General features: G+C 58.8%; 18 protein-coding genes. 10 read left to right on the top strand and 8 right to left on the bottom strand.

Going from position 1 to position 18,014, the window contains the following annotated elements; all coding sequences use genetic code 11:
* The first annotated feature begins 68 nt into the window (after positions 1-68).
* A complete protein-coding gene (locus BPHYT_RS28705; RefSeq protein ID WP_012427635.1) occupies positions 69-875 on the top strand; it encodes an IclR family transcriptional regulator in 807 nt (268 codons plus the stop codon).
* A gap of 138 nt (positions 876-1,013) precedes the next feature.
* Here BPHYT_RS28705 and BPHYT_RS28700 read toward each other — a convergent pair whose 3' ends face one another.
* Both BPHYT_RS28700 and BPHYT_RS28695 read right to left on the bottom strand, forming a co-directional pair.
* Positions 1,014-1,313: a hypothetical protein gene (locus BPHYT_RS28700; protein ID WP_049869330.1), complete on the bottom strand. Its 300-nt coding sequence runs from the start codon at positions 1,311-1,313 to the stop codon at positions 1,014-1,016.
* A 186-nt stretch (positions 1,314-1,499) separates the two neighbouring features.
* The gene (locus BPHYT_RS28695) at positions 1,500-2,951 is read right to left on the bottom strand and encodes an aminotransferase-like domain-containing protein (RefSeq protein ID WP_012427634.1); all 1,452 of its coding nucleotides are present in this window, start codon (positions 2,949-2,951) and stop codon (positions 1,500-1,502) included.
* Between the two features lie 248 nt (positions 2,952-3,199).
* On the opposite strand from BPHYT_RS28695, the gene BPHYT_RS28690 reads away from it, so the two are divergent.
* The 3 genes from BPHYT_RS28690 to BPHYT_RS28680 all read left to right on the top strand — a co-directional run bounded on the left by BPHYT_RS28690 (position 3,200) and on the right by BPHYT_RS28680 (position 6,817).
* Entirely contained in the window at positions 3,200-4,756 is a 1,557-nt protein-coding gene (locus BPHYT_RS28690) for an EAL domain-containing protein (protein WP_012427633.1), read from the top strand.
* A gap of 65 nt (positions 4,757-4,821) precedes the next feature.
* Entirely contained in the window at positions 4,822-6,273 is a 1,452-nt protein-coding gene (locus BPHYT_RS28685) for an aminotransferase-like domain-containing protein (RefSeq protein ID WP_012427632.1), read from the top strand.
* On the top strand, positions 6,155-6,817 hold the full coding sequence (locus tag BPHYT_RS28680) for a porin (RefSeq protein WP_148225159.1): 663 nt from the start codon (positions 6,155-6,157) through the stop codon (positions 6,815-6,817). The genes BPHYT_RS28685 and BPHYT_RS28680 overlap by 119 nt, the downstream gene beginning before the upstream one ends.
* Positions 6,818-6,937: 120 nt before the next feature.
* On the opposite strand, the gene BPHYT_RS28675 is transcribed toward BPHYT_RS28680, so the two are convergent.
* The 4 genes from BPHYT_RS28675 to BPHYT_RS38380 all read right to left on the bottom strand — a co-directional run bounded on the left by BPHYT_RS28675 (position 6,938) and on the right by BPHYT_RS38380 (position 10,313).
* Positions 6,938-7,603 carry a hypothetical protein gene (locus BPHYT_RS28675; RefSeq protein WP_012427631.1) on the bottom strand — a complete coding sequence of 222 codons (666 nt, stop codon included), beginning with the start codon at positions 7,601-7,603 and terminating at the stop codon, positions 6,938-6,940.
* A gap of 77 nt (positions 7,604-7,680) precedes the next feature.
* Positions 7,681-9,045 (bottom strand): MFS transporter, encoded by a 1,365-nt coding sequence (locus tag BPHYT_RS28670; RefSeq protein WP_012427630.1) that lies wholly within the window; start codon positions 9,043-9,045, stop codon positions 7,681-7,683.
* A 164-nt stretch (positions 9,046-9,209) separates the two neighbouring features.
* Positions 9,210-10,025 (bottom strand): IclR family transcriptional regulator, encoded by an 816-nt coding sequence (locus BPHYT_RS28665; RefSeq protein WP_012427629.1) that lies wholly within the window; start codon positions 10,023-10,025, stop codon positions 9,210-9,212.
* 84 nt (positions 10,026-10,109) lie between these two features.
* Positions 10,110-10,313 (bottom strand): hypothetical protein, encoded by a 204-nt coding sequence (locus BPHYT_RS38380; protein WP_012427628.1) that lies wholly within the window; start codon positions 10,311-10,313, stop codon positions 10,110-10,112.
* 494 nt (positions 10,314-10,807) lie between these two features.
* Here BPHYT_RS38380 and BPHYT_RS28660 point away from each other — a divergent pair, with 494 nt between their 5' ends.
* The 5 genes from BPHYT_RS28660 to BPHYT_RS28640 are packed head-to-tail and all read left to right on the top strand — an operon-like array spanning position 10,808 to position 15,099.
* Positions 10,808-11,674, top strand: coding sequence for an STAS domain-containing protein (locus tag BPHYT_RS28660; protein ID WP_012427627.1), 867 nt, complete (start codon positions 10,808-10,810; stop codon positions 11,672-11,674).
* 1 nt (position 11,675) lies between these two features.
* Positions 11,676-12,053, top strand: a complete 378-nt coding sequence (locus BPHYT_RS28655) for an STAS domain-containing protein (RefSeq protein ID WP_012427626.1) — start codon at positions 11,676-11,678, stop codon at positions 12,051-12,053.
* A complete protein-coding gene (locus BPHYT_RS28650; protein WP_041759720.1) occupies positions 12,046-12,456 on the top strand; it encodes an anti-sigma regulatory factor in 411 nt (136 codons plus the stop codon). Before BPHYT_RS28655 ends, BPHYT_RS28650 begins: the two co-directional genes overlap by 8 nt.
* Entirely contained in the window at positions 12,441-13,433 is a 993-nt protein-coding gene (locus tag BPHYT_RS28645) for an ATP-binding SpoIIE family protein phosphatase (protein ID WP_012427624.1), read from the top strand. Before BPHYT_RS28650 ends, BPHYT_RS28645 begins: the two co-directional genes overlap by 16 nt.
* A gap of 1 nt (position 13,434) precedes the next feature.
* Positions 13,435-15,099 carry an ATP-binding response regulator gene (locus BPHYT_RS28640; RefSeq protein ID WP_012427623.1) on the top strand — a complete coding sequence of 555 codons (1,665 nt, stop codon included), beginning with the start codon at positions 13,435-13,437 and terminating at the stop codon, positions 15,097-15,099.
* 397 nt (positions 15,100-15,496) lie between these two features.
* Here the strand turns inward: BPHYT_RS28640 and BPHYT_RS39740 are convergent, their stop codons facing one another.
* Positions 15,497-15,781, bottom strand: a complete 285-nt coding sequence (locus BPHYT_RS39740) for a substrate-binding domain-containing protein (RefSeq protein WP_407669202.1) — start codon at positions 15,779-15,781, stop codon at positions 15,497-15,499.
* 90 nt (positions 15,782-15,871) lie between these two features.
* Here BPHYT_RS39740 and BPHYT_RS28630 point away from each other — a divergent pair, with 90 nt between their 5' ends.
* The gene (locus tag BPHYT_RS28630; RefSeq protein ID WP_012427622.1) at positions 15,872-16,663 is read left to right on the top strand and encodes an IclR family transcriptional regulator; all 792 of its coding nucleotides are present in this window, start codon (positions 15,872-15,874) and stop codon (positions 16,661-16,663) included.
* A gap of 13 nt (positions 16,664-16,676) precedes the next feature.
* Here the strand turns inward: BPHYT_RS28630 and BPHYT_RS28625 are convergent, their stop codons facing one another.
* Positions 16,677-18,008, bottom strand: a complete 1,332-nt coding sequence (locus BPHYT_RS28625) for an MFS transporter (RefSeq protein WP_012427621.1) — start codon at positions 18,006-18,008, stop codon at positions 16,677-16,679.
* Positions 18,009-18,014 lie beyond the last annotated feature (6 nt).

Genomic DNA, 18,014 nt, shown 5'->3' with positions numbered 1-18,014 from the left:
ATTGACTTTTCGGTGCCCGTTCTTTATTGTTGTAACACCGTTCCATTAAGAACCATATTACCTACATTATGAGAGTTGTCAAGGGAGCAGTTGATCGTTCGCTTCAAGCGATCGAGTTGCTGGCGCGCGAAGCGCGCTGGATGCGAATGTCCGACATCGCCGCTCAACTCGAACTGGAAAAAGGTCCAGCCCATCGCGTGCTTGCACAGTTGTGCGAGCAGGGGTGGGCTGAACAGGACGAACAGACATCCCAATACCGCTTGACCTTGAAGCTTTCTTTGCTCGGTCAGCGGTACCTGCATGGGCTTGGTCTGCCGGGCCTGGTGCAGCCGATTCTCGACGAGGTCGCCGCCCAGTGCCACGAGCTAGTCCGGCTGACTGTGGTCAATGAAGGGACACTTGCGTGGCTCGCTGCGTCGCAGGGCGCGGCGCCTGGTCTCATGTATTCGCCGTCCATGCATGGTCCCATCGCATTGCATGCCACATCGGTCGGAAAGGCGTGGCTGGCGGCAATGTCAAACGACGAAGCAATTGGGCACGCACTGCGCGGCGGGCTTGGCAAGCCCAACGGCGCAGGGACATCGAAAGCGATCGCTAGTGTCGATCAATTGATACCGGAGCTCGAACTGACGAGGCGGCGCGGCTATGGTCTCGTCGTCGAGGAGGCGGAGCCAGGCGTCGTCGCTATGGCCGTGACCGTGCGTTCGCTGATTGGCGGGGCGGTAGTGGGGACAATCAGCATTGCTGGACCGGTCTTACGGATCCCGCCGGAGCGTTACGACGCCTTCTACACGCTTTTGCAGGAAGCATCCGCGCAGTTGGGAGCGGTCTGGCCGCGCGAAAGCGTCGATAGGCATGTCAATGACGCGGCCTGAGCATGTCAGAAGCCGCCGGCTTTTCTGAAAGCGGCGGGCACGATGACCCCCAGCAGTTTCGAGCGCGGGATGCATGTCACCTAAAGCATCGAGCCTCGGCTTGGTTGTATTCGTACCTTTGAGGCAGCGGCTCGCGTTTCACATAACAGGCCAGGTCGGCTCTGCCTTCAGGGAAGACTGCACCGAGCTGACGCTGAAGCTGCATTCGCCGCTGCGGCATGTCAGATCCGCGTAGATCGGCGCGGATTTGACCTTACCCACCGCCGTCAGCGCGCATTTCCATACACCGGCGCCGCGCTCAAGGACATCGCCCGCGTTTCGCTGAATTGCGAAGCCCTCGTCAATCGTTGAAGGCCGCAGTTTGACGGGAGGGCGCTCACCCTGCGTGCCTTGACGACCCGCCGCGACGAGAATGCTTGCTGCCTTTTCATGCCCCAAGGCCGTTCGCTGAGAAGATTCAATTGGATTGGCATTTCAGGCCGCCTCGTCGACGCGCTCATCGGCGCTCTATCGCGGTCAGATGGCTCCCAACTTCGCGGATGCCTGGCGCAGTGGCGCGCGAAAGGCGTTGCACGAGCCTCACGATTCATTGGCCGGCGTGCCAGGTTGAGATCGGCGCCCGTGTCATCCCGGCTGAACCGGACCGGCCAGCGTGGCGCCGCAACGCGATTCATCGGTGCACAGGGCACCCAGTGTCGCGACCGCTTTATCGAGTCGGGCCGACCACGGGTATCCATAGTTCAGACGCACACAGTGTCGAAAGCCGCCGTTCGCAGAGAAGATAGGTCCGGGCGCGATACTAATGCCACTGCTGAGCGCAGCCTGGAAGAGTTGTATCGAGTCTACGTGATCCGGTAGCGCGACCCACGTGAAATAGCCGCCGTCAGACTTTGTCGCCGTCGTGTTGGCCGGGAAATACCGGCTAATCGCGTCGAGCATTTGCGATTGTTGAAGGGCCAACTCGCGACGTAGTTTGTGCAGGAATCGTTCATAGCCGCCGTGCTCCAGATAGTCGGCGATCGCGCGCTGCGCCGGCATGCTGGCCGACAACGTGGTCATCCACTTCGCGCGTTCAAGCCGACCCGCGAACGTTCCGGCCGCAGCCCAGCCGATGCGATATCCGGGTGCAAGACACTTCGCGAACGATCCACAATGGATGACAAGACCTTTCCGGTCAAAGAATTTGGCCGGACGCACGGGGTCCGGGCCGAAATGCAACTCGTTATAGACGTCATCTTCGATGAGCGGCACGTCGTATCTGGCGAGCAGATCAACTAGCGCCTGCTTCCTGGAGTTGTCCAGCGTCACGCCGATCGGATTGTGGAACGAGGTCATGAACCAGCATGCGCGAACCGGATGTTGCTGCAGCGCTTGAGCGAGCGCATTCAGATCATGCCCTTCCATCGGGTCAACCGGAACCTCCACTACGTTCAGCCTCAGCCGCTCGATAGCCTGCAGCGTTGCATAAAACGTCGGCTTTTCGATCACGATCACATCGCCTGGCGCGGCGAGCAACTGGGCGCTTAGCGTCAAGGCTTCAAGTGCACCGCTTGTAATGATTATCTCGTCGACGGACACCGTCATCCCCGCCATCAGGTAACGCAACGAAATCTGCTGGCGCAATCCTTCATAGCCCGGCGGCAGGCCGTCAACCATGCTGGCCAGGTGCGTAGAGCGATTGACCGTCGCGCATGACTTTCCAACGCGCGCCATCGGAAACAGCGCAGGACTCAAAAACGCTGACCCAAGTGGGACGGTCTCGGTCTGCCTGATCGTCTTGAGGACCTCGAAAACAAGGTCGCTGACATTGACGGTCTTCGGGTCGATCGCCAGCGGGGTCCTGGGGCTCGCTGGCGGTAATTCTATGGCGCCCGGAGACACGAAATAGCCTGAACGCGGGCGCGCCGTGATCAAGCCCCGATTTTCCAGCAGGTAGTAGGCGTGAAATACCGTCGTGGGGCTTACGCCCCACGCCTTGCACGCCGCGCGAACCGAAGGAATACGCGCGCCGGACGGCAGATCACCGCGCCTGATGAGCTCGCTGAGCTGGTCGGCTAACCGCTCGTACCGTTTCAACGCGTACTCCTCGCAGGACAACCCATTGCAGTCGTCGGGACAGCGCCGCCAGCATGCCTACCCCACCTCTAAAAGATAGCCACTTTTCAAACTGATACGGCGTTTCTTTTGCCATCTGCTTCTATTGCGGAGGCGCACACGCTGGCAAAGTGCGGCGCAGACCAGTTCCACTTCTGTCGATGTTTCGTCAACGTATAGCGGTCCGACCGATAACGCTCTTCAAGCTGAATTCCTTTAGCGATAGATCAATGGCATTCGCGTTTCCGGTATCAACAATCAGTCGCAGTGCCTTCAGCGCGCTTCGTCGTGCCTCAGAAAGAGGGTTGGCAGTCGTTCTGGTCATCTGCACATGCACCTCGCTTGCTCTTGCCGGTCCGGCCGATACGAGTTCTGGTCCAATCCTTACGATTGAGCGCAACGTCTGGCAACAATTGACGGACTGGCTTGCCGGTCCACCAGCGCCCCCGATTCGCTTCGGCTCAGCCTGCGCGCCCATTGCGCAGTTGCCCGTTGCTCCCGCCGCCCTCGCCGGACCGGATGCGGGCCCGATGCCTGTATTGACGGATAGCTGCGATTTGCTAAAGGACGAGCGTGATGTTGCCTCGGGAACCGAGGCTGCAAGCGTCAGTCCGAAGCCGAACGTTGTGACGCTTCTCAGGGAAGTGCCGTGGCAAATCGGCGACCAGGCGGCGGCAGAACGAAACGGCTTTCCAGCTTCTGACACAGTGGCCGGTCTCACGTCACGGGCCGACGGGGCAGAGCAATCGCCAGAACAACCAGCGATGTCGGTCCTCGACTGCTCGGTGGGTAGGAGTTGTGAAACGCAGCCGATCTCGCCGCGGATAGGCGACGACAAGCTCGCCCCGGCGCGGGCCCCGGCGACCACTGCTACGCAGCGCACCTCGGCATGGGACCTACTGGGCTTTGTATTGTGGCCGATGCTTGGGGCGATTCTGGTCGTTGTTGTCGGCTGGGCGCTCAAGAGATGGTTTCGCTACGACAAGTCGCTCCTGCGAGCTGCGCGTGCAGGGCTGCGTCGCAGCGAATTCCATCTTGAGTACCAACCCGTCGTTGGCGTGAGGCGGGCCAGATGCGTCGGCGTCGAAGCGTTGTTGCGATGGGACAACCAGAAGTACGGCGCACTGGGCCCGGCTCACTACATGGAGTTCATTGAGAACAGTAGTTTGATCGGTCCGATGACGCGATTCGTCATGTCGCGTGCGGCACAGGAGTTGCGCGAAATCGGTGCTCCGAAATCGCTCTATCTGGGCGTTACCGCGCCCGCTTCTTACCTGGTAAGTTCGGCGTTCATCGCGCACCTTAACGAAGTTGGCTCCGTCGGTCTTCCACCGCTAATCCTGAAGATCGAGGCGGGCAGCGCGAGGAAGTTCAAAAAACGTCTCGTCCCGATGATGGCGCAAGCGCGTGATCGAGGAGTGCGATTTGCCCTGTCGGCCGTGCGTCCCACTGACGCCGCAATTGAACTGCCGGAAGAGATGACCTTTGAGATGGTGAAGATCGACCGGAACGTGCTCGGAATGGATCCCGATGAGCGATCCAGACAGATCGGTGCGTTGACGCACATGGGCCATGAGATGGGCGCAGTGGTCGTGGTCGAAGGCATTGAGAACTCGGCGCATCACAACGTCGCGCGGGCGAGCCGTGCCGAGTTTGGTCAAGGGTTCTTCTATAGCCGCGCGCTCGGCGCCAGCCGACTGAAGGTATTTCTCGAGGCCGCCAACGCCCCTTCCTCAAAGCCGGGGGGAACCGCAAACCTGCTCGGCTGGCGGGTTCGAAATTTCTGAATGAAGCGTTCCACTCGCGACCGGCGCAGGGCGGGACAGCTCCATTTAATTAGCATGGCATATCAATGAAGCGCTATATGCAACTGGCGGCGGAGTTCGAAAGCCTTATTTTGAACGGTACGCTTGAACCCGGCGCGCGGCTCCCGTCGGTGCGTCAGGCGAGCAGTTCGTACCGCGTGAGCTCTTCAACCGTTTTCCATGCTTACTACACCCTCGAACGACGTGCCCTGATCGTCGCAAGACCTCGCTCCGGTTATTTCGTCGCAAGTCGGCCAGCGCCAACGAAATCGCTGGCGATTGTTTCAAAGCGCAGTATTGACGAGGCTGACGGCGACAGCCTGACGATCCGCTTCATGAAGGCTCAACGTCGATGTGCGTATCCGGGGCTTGGCTCGTCGGAGCCAAGTGCTCTGCTGTTCCCGTTTGGCCGGATTTCGCGCTCTTTGACTGCGGCCACCCGGAGGATGGCGAGTTCCCGGAACACGTTGTCGGCGGGAAAGGCGGAGACAGAGCTGCGTCGCCAGATCGCCCTGCGCTACATTGTCACGGGAGTGACGGTCCCTATCGACGAGGTTGTCGTGACGTGTGGGGCGCTCGATGCACTGACTCTCTGCCTGCAGGTTCTGACGCGGCCTGGCGACACCATCGCAATAGAACGGCCCGCTTTCCATGCTGTGCAAGATGCGGTTAAGCGACTGCATCTGAAGGTCGTGGAAATTCCTGTCGATCCACACCATGGGCTCGATCTCGGTGTATTGGCGGAGGCGTTGCGGCAGCATCCGGTACGGGCTTGCTGGTTTATGACGACGCTGCACCAGCCGACAGGCGCGACGCTCTCTGATGAACGGAAGGAGGCGCTCGTCAGGTTGCTGGCAAAACATGGCGTGCCGCTAATCGAGGACGACGTATTTCGCGAACTGCATTTTGGTTTAACGCCGGCCTATCCGGCAAAGCGCTTCGATTCCAACGGTCTCGTGCTGCACTGCGGTTCGTTTTCGAAGAGCCTTACGCCGGGTCTGCGCCTCGGTTGGGTAGCGGCCGGGCGGTACGCCGCGAGAATTGAGCAGGCACGTTGGCTGACGATGGGTCCGGCGTCTGTGCCGGTGCAATGTGCCATTGCTGACTACCTCGAGCATGGGGACTACGACCAACTTCTACGTAAACTGCGCCGCGAACTCGCGTCCCTTCAGACCCGGATGGTGGCTGCGATCGTCAGGTACTTTCCCAAAGGAACACTGGTGGTCCGTCCGCCGGGCGGATTCTTTCTATGGGTGCAGCTTCCAGAGGGAGTAGAGGCAGTGCGATTGTTCGAAATGGCGGAAGCGCACGAGATCGCGATAGCACCCGGTGCAATCTTTTCATGCGGTCGTGAATTTCGCCGTCATATCCGGCTTAACTATGGCCGCCCGTGGACCGCGGACGTGGAAAAGGAGATGCGCACGTTGGGCACGCTGGCGAGGCGAGCAATGGCGGAGCATCGTACTGCCCGGCATACGGTGCGCAAGGCAGCGGAATAACCGGCAGATGAGGGGCAGTGATCTGCACGGACTGACTGGCCACGCGATGTACGCGTTCGGCAATAGTGGCACGGGGAACGGCAGCAAGCAGTATTCCGTGCAGGCGTCCTATCGGAGCGGGCCTTTTGCCGCCGGGGCCGTCTATCAATACGCGAACTTCAACTCAACGGCAGGCGACCTGAACTCCTTACTCGCGGGTTTCCACAGCCAGAGCGCGAGCCAGCTTGCGGCTTCTTATGAATTTTCGTTTGCGAAGCTTTACGGCGAATACACCTATACGAACAACGACGTACTCAACAGGGGATTCCACGTCAACATGTTCGAGGGCGGCCTAAGCATACCGATCGGAACAAGCAGAATTCTCGCGTCTTACGCGTATTCACGCGATTCCGGCGGACTCAATCAGAGCCGCCAGACTGCAACGCTGGGATACGACTACCCGCTGTCCAAGCGCACGGATCTCTACGCCGTGTACCTGTACGACCATTTCGCCGGCCTGTCGTCCGGCGAGAACGCGGGAATAGGAATTCGCACGCGATTCTAGGTGCGAAATGTAAAGCACAGCGACATCTAACGGACGAGGCGGCCGACGCTTGATTAAGCGCCTGGCCCAAGATGACGAGCGCGCGCCGAGGGCGCGCGCAGCGCCGCCGGAAGCACTCGCCTACCTGGAATAGCAGACAAAGACGAGGTCATATGAATCGAACAAATCGGGATTGATCCCGGCTGCCTTGCTCGCCTGCATCATCGCCCGGTCAAGCGAGCCGTTATCGAGCGACTCCACGAGAAATAGTCCTGCGAATTCACCTTCTGAACTTTGCCGCATCGATTTTTCCTGCGTGACAATGGCTGTCGCCTCGCTTTTCACGACCATGATCTGCGCGTTCACAACCCAATCGCCTTTCGCAAGCGCATCGACGATTGCCTGCCCTTGTTGGGCCCTCAGGCATTCCGGCAATGCGTCCTCAAATCGTGCAATGGCGAGATGACCGCCGTGTCCGGCCGAGTTCGCCCCCTGAGCGAGAATAGTGCCGCCGCCTCGGCGAAAATGCTGCAGCGTCGGCATTATCCGGCGCGTCCACGCGGTTGGATTATTCAACCGTTCCAGATAGCCGGAGCTCGCCATCACGTCCGCGTCGTCCAGTTCATACAGCATCATGTACTCCGAGGGTCGGCTGTTGCGTCGCCTGAAGACCCGCCCTGATCGAAAGCCGGGCACGCCTACCCGTTCAAAAATGTGCTCCCGGGTGAGCCAGTGCATGTAGTCAGTTTCCGGCTCGGCCGCGATCGTGCTCCAGATCGCGAGAAGGCCAGTGTTTGTGTTGTCCATTTATGTTTGCTCCATCTGCTTTCGAGTGCTAAAAGGCAGTTGCTCTTTACAGTGCAAAGCGAACGCGAAGCGCGAGATCAATATGTTGCTTGCCTGGAGACACGTCGATGCTCACCGGTGATTTCGGCCGCCGAGTCGAGGCGGTTCATGTCGATGCCCGCAGTCTCCGGTCCGATGGCAATCATGCAGAACGAAAGGATATTGAGTGCTCCAACCAATGCGACGAGCGGCCACGGGGACCCGTTGCCAAGGTGTATCAGCCACGCGGCGACCACCGGAATCGGCCCACCGGCGAACAGGCTTGCACCGGTAAAAGCGAGGGCCGAACCGGAATAGCGAACATTGGTTGGAAACGCCTCAGCGAATGCGACCGGCTGAATCCCTGTCTGGACTTGCGTGAACGCCATGAAAAGCCCCATGGCTATCGCCATCGGTACGAAGCTTCGAGTAGCCAGCACCTGAAAATAGAAAAGCATGATCACGAAGGTCGCGGCGGACGCGAACAGCAAGGCGCGCTTACGGCCAATCCGGTCACTCAGCAAACCACCAAAGATCGAACCTGCGATGGCGCACGCATTGGCGATCATCAGCAACGTGAAGCCGGTCTGCTTAGGCACGCCAAGCGTATTCGTCAGATAGCTCAAGGTAAACACGACCGCCAGGTAGAAAAGCGCAGTCGGTCCGCAGAAGAACAGCATCATGCGGATGATCGTCTTGTAGTGAAGGCGGAACGCATCCCTTAGAGGACTTCCGACCTTGGCAACAGCGGACTGCTGCATCTTGACGAAAGCCGGAGTCTCCGCAACGCGCAGCCGGATGTAAATGCCGACGAACACCAGCACGAAGCTCAGTACAAACGGAATTCGCCAGCCATAGCTGATGAAGGCCCCCGCGCTCATCGTCGAAGAAAGCAGCAGAAGCACCGCGTTGGCAACTATCTGGCTCAGCGGAGCGCACATGCCGATCAGACCGGAGTATTTGCCTCGCCGGTCTGCCGGAGCATGCTCTAGCGCCATCAGTTGGCCACCGGTAGATTCGCCGCCAAGTGCGAAACCCTGAACAATGCGAAGAATGACCAGCAGCAGAGGCGCATAAACGCCAATCTGTGCGTACGTGGGCAGCAAACCCATCAGTACCGACGTGAGACCCATCACCGACACCGTGCCGAGCATGAGATTGCGACGTCCAATCTTGTCGCCAAAGTATCCGCAGATGATCGCACCGAGTGGGCGCGCGGCCAGTCCGACACTGAAAGTTGCCAACGAGGCAAGCATGGCAGAACTCGAATCCATCGCCGGGAAGAACAACTTTGGCAATACCGTGGCTGCGACTGATCCGTAGAGCGTAAAGTCAAACCATTCAAGCGCGGTGCCAAACGTGGCGGCGCTCACGGCCCTATTCGCCATGGAATGTGAGGTGGGTTGCTCTGAAACATGGTTCATGCGTGTCTCCTGCTGTCTTTAAAAGAGTCCGTGCGGCTCTTGCGTCAATCGATAATTTTGATTTCTACTACTAAATATCAGGTCTGAAGCATGGGCGAATTTCAATTCGCCATGTCACTACATCAAGTCACCAACGGATAACGTCCGGCAATGGACGCCCTGGCCTAATGCTCAGCGCTTGCCGTGCGGCTGGCGCCTTGCAGCGCCTGCTTAAGCATGGGCGACACTCCGCTTGCATCGGACAATTCTGTTGCGGTCGCGATGAGCGCCGGAGCTAGCTCTTGCATTCTCTCTTCGGTCAACCGTGACATCGGTCCCGCGATGATCAGAATTGCGCGCACTTCGCCATTGCTCAGATGCACAGGCGCAGCCATAGAACTCATCGCCGGTAGAAACATGTCTTGAGTCGTTGCGTAGCCATTTTTGCGCGCAAGCTCGATCATTGGCAGTAGAGCTTTGAACGTGGTCGGCGCAAGCGGACCAAAGTCTGACGGCATGCCAAAGCCCTGATTAGACACAAGCCGAATCGCGTCTTCATCGCTTTTGCCAGCGAGCCAGATCATTCCTGCCGCACTGCATGAAAGAGTCACCGCACGACCCATCTCCGGGTCGTAGCGGATACCTTGTCGCGCGCCTTGCGCCTTGGCAACGTAAATCAACTGCTCGCCATCGACGATCGCAAGCCGAACCAACTCGCCTGAGGTAGCCGCAAGTCGTTCCAGGATGGGTTGGGCGACGTCAACGACCCCGCCTGCGCTGAGAAATCGCAGTCCCAGCGAAGGAAGTTTCATGGTCAGCGAAAATTCGCCGCGCCGTTCGTCCTTGCGCACGTAACCTTGCTCAACCAGATCGGCAAGAAGACGATGCGTAGCGCTCACCGGCAAATCGAGCTTGGCGGAGAGTTCTGAAAGCGTTTTGCCTTCTGGCGTACTGGCGAGCTCTTCCAGTACACGGAGGATGCGTTCAGCTACAGCGCTCATGATGATTACCCGAGTTGAGTCTTTTGACGTCCGAGCCATGATAGTGGAAAGTCTTTCCAAAAATCAAATGTTTTTCAAAATTGCTCAGGAGGGGCTTTGATTCTTCAGAGGGATGATGGATAAGACGGCACCGTCGAGCGTCGAATTGTTCGTAGCTGACGACGACGCCACGGTCGAAATGGCAACAAGGGATTTGAAGTTCTGCATCGCCAGTGCTATCGGCGTACTCGGCAATGGACAATGCCGCGCACGCACCATCGACTGACCCGAACCGCGCAAGACCAGCATGCGCGGCGCCTTACATAAATAGTCCTGCGTTTTCTGAATCGCGACACCCGCGCTTTTGCCGTGCTCTCAACAATAGCCGCCTCGCGGACGGACGCTGACACCCTGCGCTATTCGTTGCCGGCCAGTGCGGAACATGGTTTCGCTTTCCAGTAAAACGTTTGCGTTGACCGGCAGCGTATTAAGAGTAGGGCGCCGCCGGTTGTCCATTACGAAGCGGACGACCTGAGGCGATAGCAACGTACGTGATTTGCGTTGCGCGAAGCTCCCCGTTGGAGAAAGTCTCACTGCGGCGGATCGGCAGAAATCATAAAGGAATTATCTTTTGACCTGCTGCAATCGGCCGTTATTACGGCAATAGACATCAACCGCGAACGATGCGGTGGCATTTTTTACTGATGCATATACAACCAATCGGGAACACGCATCAATTGGAAAGTGCTCATTGTATGATGACGCACTTGTTGCAACCGCTTAAACCCATACAGGAGCGAAGATTGAGCGATCAGACAAATTTGGCGGCTATTCTCGGGAAAGACGAGACGAGCATTCTTAAGGTCTGGGTCAATGAGCAATTGACCGGCAGCGCCAGGCAGGGCGTGATTACGGAAGGCGAATTAAAGGAGACGTCGCGAGTATTTCTCTCGCTGTTTGCTCGCGCCGTTAAAAGCGACTACGACGAAGCAATGAGCAGCGAAGTGTGGGAGCCCATCAAGGCGCACCTCGCTGCTTTGTCGCGCGAGCGTGTCATTCAGGGTTTCTCGCCCGCGGAAACCGCTACCTTCGTGTTCTCGCTCAAGAAGCCGTTGTTCGACGCGCTGCGTAAAGAACTCGGTAAGGACGCGGCGGGTCTTGCCAATGAAGTGTGGAAGCTGACAGTCGTGCTCGACAAACTGGGGTTGCTGACTGTCGAGTCGTATCAGCAAACGCGCCAGGAAATCATCGAGCGTCAACAGCAGGAACTTCTCGATCTCACCACGCCCGTGGTAAGGCTTTGGGATTCGATCGTGGCGCTGCCATTGATCGGCACACTCGACAGCGAGCGCACGCAGGTCGTGATGGAAAGCCTGCTCGATTCGATCGTGGAGAACGAAGCCGCCATTGCCATTATCGACATTACCGGTGTGCCTACCGTCGACACGCTCGTCGCGCAGCATCTGTTGAAGACCGTTGCTGCTGCGCGTCTGATGGGTGCCGAATGCATTATCAGCGGTATTCGTCCGCAGATTGCACAGACCATCGTTCACCTCGGTGTCGATCTTGGCGACGTGGTCACAAAAGCCACTTTGGCAGAGGCACTCAAGGTCGCGTTGCGGCGCGTCGGCATGACAGTGGCCGCGATCACGGCGAAGCAGGATAACTGATATGGAGCAGATTCCAGTTCTCAAGCTCGGTGAATTCCTTCTGGTGTCGATTCAGGTCGAGCTTCATGACGAATTGGTGCTCAGTCTGCAGGACGATCTGACATCGCGCATTGAGCGCACGCGTGCGAAAGGCGTCCTGATCGACATTTCGGCACTGGAAATCGTAGATTCTTTCATTGGCCGTACGCTCGGCCATATCGCCGCGATGGCCCGTATCATGGACGCCGCCACGGTTCTGGTAGGCATGCGGCCTGCTGTGGCAATTACGCTGGTCGAATTGGGCATGTCGCTTCAAGGTATCCGAACTGCGCTCGATGTCGATAAGGGCATGGCGTTACTCCGCGCATCGCAGGCGACGCAGGAGAGCCGCCATCGTTAAGTTAAGCGAAGTCGTCCTGGATATTCGCTCAGGCGAACAGGTCAATATCGCTCGCAAGGCGGTCCAGGAATGGGCTACGCGATTGGCATTTAGCACGCTCGAGCGAACCAAGTTCGTTACTGCTGCGAGTGAATTAGCTCGCAATACACTGGTTCACGGCAAGGGCGGCACGTTGACTATCGAAGAGGTGAGTCAGAACGGCCGCACCGGTCTCAAGCTCGTTTTTGAAGACACGGGTCCCGGCATTCCCGACATTAGCCGCGCATTGGAAGACGGCTTCAGTACGGCTAAAAGTATGGGTCTCGGATTGGGCGGAGCGCGCCGGTTGGTCAGCGAGTTTGAAATTACCTCTACTGCGGGGCAGGGAACCAGAGTGAGCATTACCCAATGGAAGCGACGCTGAGTCTGACGGATAAAAGTGGTGTCGCGGATATCCGCCGGCGTGCCATTCACATGGCGCATGTGCTCGGTCTGTCCGACAAGCGTCAGGCAGACGTCGCGTTGATTCTCACGGAAGCCGCGACCAATATACTGAAGTATGCCGGCCATGGTGAAATCACGCTCAGGAGCTACGAAGAAGGCAATACACAAGCTCTGGAAATCATTGCACTCGACCGCGGGCCTGGCATTGCCAATGTCGCCACCGCAATGACCGACGGCTTTTCCACCGGCGGCAGTCTTGGAGCCGGCCTCGGCACGATCGAGCGGCACTCTACGCTTTTCGATATCTATTCCGTCGCAGGGGCTGGCACGGCGTTGCTCGCGCGCATTGCCAACGCTGCGGAGAATCGGCCCGACCGTTATCAGATAGGCTTCAAATCCACGCCGAAGGCGGGACAGGAAGTTTGCGGCGACGCCTGGGGTGTACGCCGCGTGGGCGGCAGCCTGTGGATGACATTGCTGGACGGATTGGGTCACGGGCCTATGGCGTTCGAGGCGTCCAATCGTGCGGTTAGCGTGTTTCTCGAAGCGGATCCGGGCGATCTTCCCGCCGACGTTTTGCGGCGCGCCCATCAGGGCATCAAGGCCACGCGCGGTGCGGTGATGGCCGTTGCGATGTTCGATGCGGGCAGGCGCGAGATGAGCTTCGCCGGCGTCGGTAATATCGTCGGGATCGTGGCTCGCGAAGACCGCGCGCAGCATCTGCTTTCAACCGACGGAACCGTCGGCTACAACATGCGCACGGTCCGTCCGAGCGAAGGGCCGTGGACAGCCGGCAATGTGTTCATTGCCACGACCGACGGCCTTTCCACGCGCTGGAGCCTGAGCCGTCATCCCGGTCTGATATCGCGGCACCCCAGTCTCATCGCCAGTGTCTTGCACCGTGATTTCGCTCGGGACGCCGATGACGCTACGATCATCGTCTTAAAGGCAATCTGACATGCGCCATCGCATTCTGTCCACGCCTATTAGTTCGAACCTGAGCCTGGTGGCCATTCGTGACCGCTCGCGTCAGGTCGGCGAGTTGTTCGGGCTTGATAATGTTCAGCGAACGCGCTTTATTACCGCTATTTCGGAGATCGCGCGCAATGCTATCCGTTTTGCAGGCGGCGGGACGCTGACCTTTCTCGTCGGCGACGCTACCGACGCCGAAGGCCTGCAATGCGTGGTCGCGCAGATTAGCGACAACGGTCCCGGCATCGTCAACCTCGACGAACTGCTCAGGGAGTCGCGCGAACGCGAAGCGGGCGTCGGGCTCGGTATTCCAGGTAGCCGGCGCATGACGGATTGCTTTTTCATTCACACGGAGCCGGGCAAGGGCACGACGGTGACGCTGGAAATGTTTCTTCCGCGCGCCACTGTGCGGATGTCCGGCCGCGAGGTGAGCGCGCGCGCGGAGCAACTGACGCGGCGCAAGCCGCAGACGCCGGTGGATGAACTCGAACAGCAGAATCGGGAAATGATGCAGACGCTCGAAGAGCTTCGCCGGAAGAGTGTTGAACTCGAAGACGCCGATGCGCGAAAAAACGAGTTCCTTGCCATGCTCGCGCACGAGTTGCGCAATCCGCTCGCGGCCATCTCGCTCTCGCTGCAGTTGGCGCAGCAGAGCGGCAAAGAAGCGCATGAGAAAACGTACGCGGTGATCGGACGGCAGACCGCGCAATTGTCGCGAATGGTCAACGATCTGCTGGACGTGTCGCGGATTACGCGCGGCAAGGTGGAATTGCAAACCGAGGTTGTGTCGATCTCCGCGCTGATCGATGGTGGAATCGAAATGTCATTGCCGGAACTGAACCGGCGGGGCCACAAAGTCGCGGTTGAGCGTGCGTTGGAACCCATCTTCGTCAGAGTGGACGCGGCGCGGCTCAAGCAGGTCTTCAACAATATCATTCACAACGCCGCACGCTACACGCTGCAACCCGACACGATCAAGATACTCGTGATGCGGGAAGGCAACGAAGTACAGATTGCCATTACCGATCGGGGCGTCGGCATCGATTCGAACTTGCTGCCGCGCGTGTTCGATCTGTTTGCCCAGGCGCCGACTTCGATTGGCCGGCAGGACGCCGGCCTGGGTATTGGGCTAACCGTGGTGGAGCGGCTCGTGCGCGATCATGGCGGCTCTGTCGCCGCGTTCAGCGAAGGTGCGGGAGCGGGGACCCGGATCGTGGTGACGCTGCCCATAGTCGATGAGCAGGCGCCGGAGGGCGATACGTCGTCGCAGCACGTGGTGCTGACCGCCGAGCACAAGGTGCTCGTCGTGGACGACAACAAGGATTCGGCCGACGCACTGGCAGCGCTGCTCGAACTGCAGGGTTTCGAATGCGCGGTCGCCTACGACGGCGCCAGCGCACTCACGTTGACGGATACGTTCGTCCCCACGGTCGGCGTGATCGATCTGGGGCTGCCGGACATGTCGGGGTTCGACGTTGCGGTTGCGTTGCGCAAGAAGCACGGCGACGCAGCGTTGACGCTCGTCGCGCTGAGCGGTTATTCGAGCGACGACTATCGTAGCGACGCCGTCGAAGCCGGCTTCAACGATTACTTCGCCAAGCCGCTTGTCATGGACGACTTTCTGAATTTCCTGACGACGGTCGGCCCCTGAGAACAGTTCGCGGTGGTTTCGCTTCGTGCAGTTCTTCTTTGCGACGGTAGGTTCGGCACTTGGTCGACAGATGCGGCTCTGGACAGATGACTCGATATCCATCGGCAGCGAGGATATTGGCCACCGCGTCGAAGTCGCGAACGGACGGCCCACGCGATGGCAACACGACAATCGTCGGGCGACGCCCCTGGTCGAGATATTCAATCTGTGTGGCGCCCCGGCGAACGGTTTTGTCGGCGACGTGCGTCGCTGTCGCAGCATACGCAGTCGGCGTGGCAAATGCTGAAAAGATGAGTGTGAAAAGCTTTGCGACGTACCAGTAAAAGATCTCCAGATCTATAGTTGGTAAATTAATTCCGGCCAGGTCCTGACGTGATTGGATCGAGCCCGCTCTGGATCAGGGCTTGCGCGCTTTCGGGCGACGAGAGAAACGCCAGAAAGGCTTTAGCGGAGATTTCTGCCGGTGAGTCGTCGCGATTGCTGCGGAGATCAGGCTGTTCTTCTGCGGATTTGCAGGCAGAGGCCCGACATAGTCTACCCCAGGGACGGCACGCAACTCGCTGATTTGCCGCAGTCCAACCTCGACATCGCCACGGGCGACTGCTTCACCGACCAGCTCCTTTCCTTTGCTGAGGACGGTTTTGCCACTTACCCGATCCGCAACGCCGAGCTTTTGAAGCAATAATGCTGTACCCGAGGTCCCGAATCGAAAAGCAAAAGGCGCAAGGACAACGCCGACTTCAGGACCCTGCAATTTATTGGAGACTGTTCGATGCCGGACCGAAAGGCACCTAAAAAGCAATCACGCGGAACAGTGTCGAACCGGTCACTCGAACGTGGTCTTGAGATACTCAGCGCGTTCGGCCCGGGTGCCGCCTTGCTCGGCAACGGGGACCTCGTCGAACGCACAGGTCTGGCCAAAGCGACGGTGAGTCGCCTCACCCGCACGCTCGCTGAGGCTGGTTATCTCGAACATGACGTGGGCCGTAAGGCATATCGGCTTGGTGTTCCCGTGTTGAGCGTCGCGCAAGCGATGCGTAGCGGCTCGACAATCCTTCTTGCCGCCGGCCCGTTGATGCGCGCTGCTGCCCAGGAGCGTCGCATCAACGTAGGGCTCGCTGCCGCGGACCGTGAAGACATGGTCTATCTGGAATCTATCCGTTACAACCAACGCGCGTCGTTGCGAACGATCGTGTCTGGACAACGTATTCCGATGGACCTGACTGCACTCGGGCGCGCCCATCTGTCGACGCTTTCGAAAGAAGAGTTCGTCAGGATGATGGCCAGGTTTGAGAAGCGGGAGCGTGGTCAATGGGCACGCGTCCACGCCGAAATCCGGGACGCAGTGGACAGCGTCCACGCCAATGGATACTGCGGAGCAAGCTGGCAGCCAGAGGTGGTGGCTATCGCGGCACCTTTGGCAATCCCCGGTCATCGCACGGTCGTCGTCAATTTCAGCGTGCGTTCCGTGGAGCCCATGCAGACCATTGTCACTGAGCTCTCCAAGCCTCTGCTTGAATTGCGCGATCAGATCCTGGCCGAAGTCGCCAGGATAGAAAGCTGACTGCCGGGCACGTCTACCGTTCATTAATGGCGCGAGCGGGAATGCAGAGCACGACCGCCAGGCCACCCAGCACGGAAACGATCGCTACAGCGTAAAGACCTATGGCGTTGCTTCCAAAGTGTGTGGATGCGAAGCCGATTGCCGTCGGCGCCGAAATGCCGCCGAACTGGCCGAGACTACTGATAAGACCGATACCGCTGGCCGCGACCGTGCTGGACAGATACGCTGGCGGGATGGTCCAGAACAGCGACAGCATGCCCAGATAGCCCGCAGTCGCGACGCATAACAACACCATTAGCAAAACCAGGTTGTTCGCGGCGTACGGGAGAAAAACCACGCCCAGTGCTGCGAGGAGTGCGCTCACCATGAAGTGCCATCTACGCTCAAGCATGCGATCCGAGCTTCTGCCGAAAAGGTACATCGCGATGGCGCCGGTAATGTACGGAATGGCGGACAACAAGCCGATGTGCCAGAAGTTTGTAACGCCGCTCTTCTGGATCACACTCGGGGCCCAGATATGCACGACGATGCTGGCCCACGGCACGCTGAAGTAGGCGAAGGTCAACGCCCAGAATTTCGGCTCTCTGAGCGCTACCCAGATGGATGCCTGTGCCCGTTCCGTTTTGGCGAGTGCCTCGCGCTTCAGTTCGCCAATCAAAAACTCTTTCTCGGCTGAACTCAGCCATGTGGCGTCTTCAGGTCTATCGGTCAGGTAGACATACGCAAAGAGCCCGGCGACAGCAGACGGCAGGCCTTCGATGATGAACATCCACTGCCATCCCTTCAGATCGCCCACACCGGACAGGCTATGCAGGATCAGTCCGGACAACGGGCCGCTGATAATCCCGGACACGCAGATTGCCGTCATGAAAATCGACGTGATGCGCGCGCGGCGAGCCGACGGAAACCAATAGGTGAAGTAGAGAATGACACCCGGGAAGAAGCCCGCTTCAGCGGCACCCAAAAGAACTCTTGCGATATAAAACTGCGTAGGAGTCTGTACGAATGCCGTGCCCGTCGACACCAGGCCCCACAACACCATGATGCGCAGCAAGGTGCGCCGTACGCCGACCCGCTGAAGCCACAGATTGCTCGGCACCTCGAAGAGCATATAGCCGGCGTAGAACAGTCCGACACCTAGCCCGAAAGCAGCCTCCGACATGCCGATGTCGCGCGAAAACTGCAGGTGTGCAAAGCCGATGTTGGCCCGGTCAAGGTACGCGAACACGTAGCAGACAAACAGGAACGGCAGCAGCCGCCACGTGACTTTGCGGTAGATCGCACGTGCCTGCGCATGTGGCTCGATCGTTATTGGCTCAATCAATGTGGTCCGGCTTGCTTGCATGATGTC

This window comes from Paraburkholderia phytofirmans PsJN, assembly GCF_000020125.1.
GTDB lineage: Bacteria > Pseudomonadota > Gammaproteobacteria > Burkholderiales > Burkholderiaceae > Paraburkholderia > Paraburkholderia phytofirmans.
The sequence above is the reverse complement of the archived record's forward strand: the minus strand, read 5'-3'. Positions and strand labels throughout refer to the sequence as shown.

Bases quoted from the DNA above. Each gene is read 5' to 3' on its own strand.
- BPHYT_RS28685 (WP_012427632.1), top strand. From the start codon at position 4,822: ATGAAGCGCTATATGCAACTGGCGGCGGAGTTCGAAAGCCTTATTTTG.
- BPHYT_RS28675 (WP_012427631.1), bottom strand. From the start codon at position 7,603: ATGGACAACACAAACACTGGCCTTCTCGCGATCTGGAGCACGATCGCG.
- BPHYT_RS28645 (WP_012427624.1), top strand. From the start codon at position 12,441: ATGGAAGCGACGCTGAGTCTGACGGATAAAAGTGGTGTCGCGGATATC.
- BPHYT_RS28625 (WP_012427621.1), bottom strand. From the start codon at position 18,008: ATGCAAGCAAGCCGGACCACATTGATTGAGCCAATAACGATCGAGCCA.
- BPHYT_RS28680 (WP_148225159.1), top strand. From the start codon at position 6,155: ATGGCCGCCCGTGGACCGCGGACGTGGAAAAGGAGATGCGCACGTTGG.
- BPHYT_RS28655 (WP_012427626.1), top strand. From the start codon at position 11,676: ATGGAGCAGATTCCAGTTCTCAAGCTCGGTGAATTCCTTCTGGTGTCG.
- BPHYT_RS28705 (WP_012427635.1), top strand. From the start codon at position 69: ATGAGAGTTGTCAAGGGAGCAGTTGATCGTTCGCTTCAAGCGATCGAG.
- BPHYT_RS28630 (WP_012427622.1), top strand. From the start codon at position 15,872: ATGCCGGACCGAAAGGCACCTAAAAAGCAATCACGCGGAACAGTGTCG.
- BPHYT_RS28640 (WP_012427623.1), top strand. From the start codon at position 13,435: ATGCGCCATCGCATTCTGTCCACGCCTATTAGTTCGAACCTGAGCCTG.
- BPHYT_RS38380 (WP_012427628.1), bottom strand. From the start codon at position 10,313: ATGCTGGTCTTGCGCGGTTCGGGTCAGTCGATGGTGCGTGCGCGGCAT.
- BPHYT_RS28670 (WP_012427630.1), bottom strand. From the start codon at position 9,045: ATGAACCATGTTTCAGAGCAACCCACCTCACATTCCATGGCGAATAGG.
- BPHYT_RS28665 (WP_012427629.1), bottom strand. From the start codon at position 10,025: ATGAGCGCTGTAGCTGAACGCATCCTCCGTGTACTGGAAGAGCTCGCC.
- BPHYT_RS28690 (WP_012427633.1), top strand. From the start codon at position 3,200: ATGGCATTCGCGTTTCCGGTATCAACAATCAGTCGCAGTGCCTTCAGC.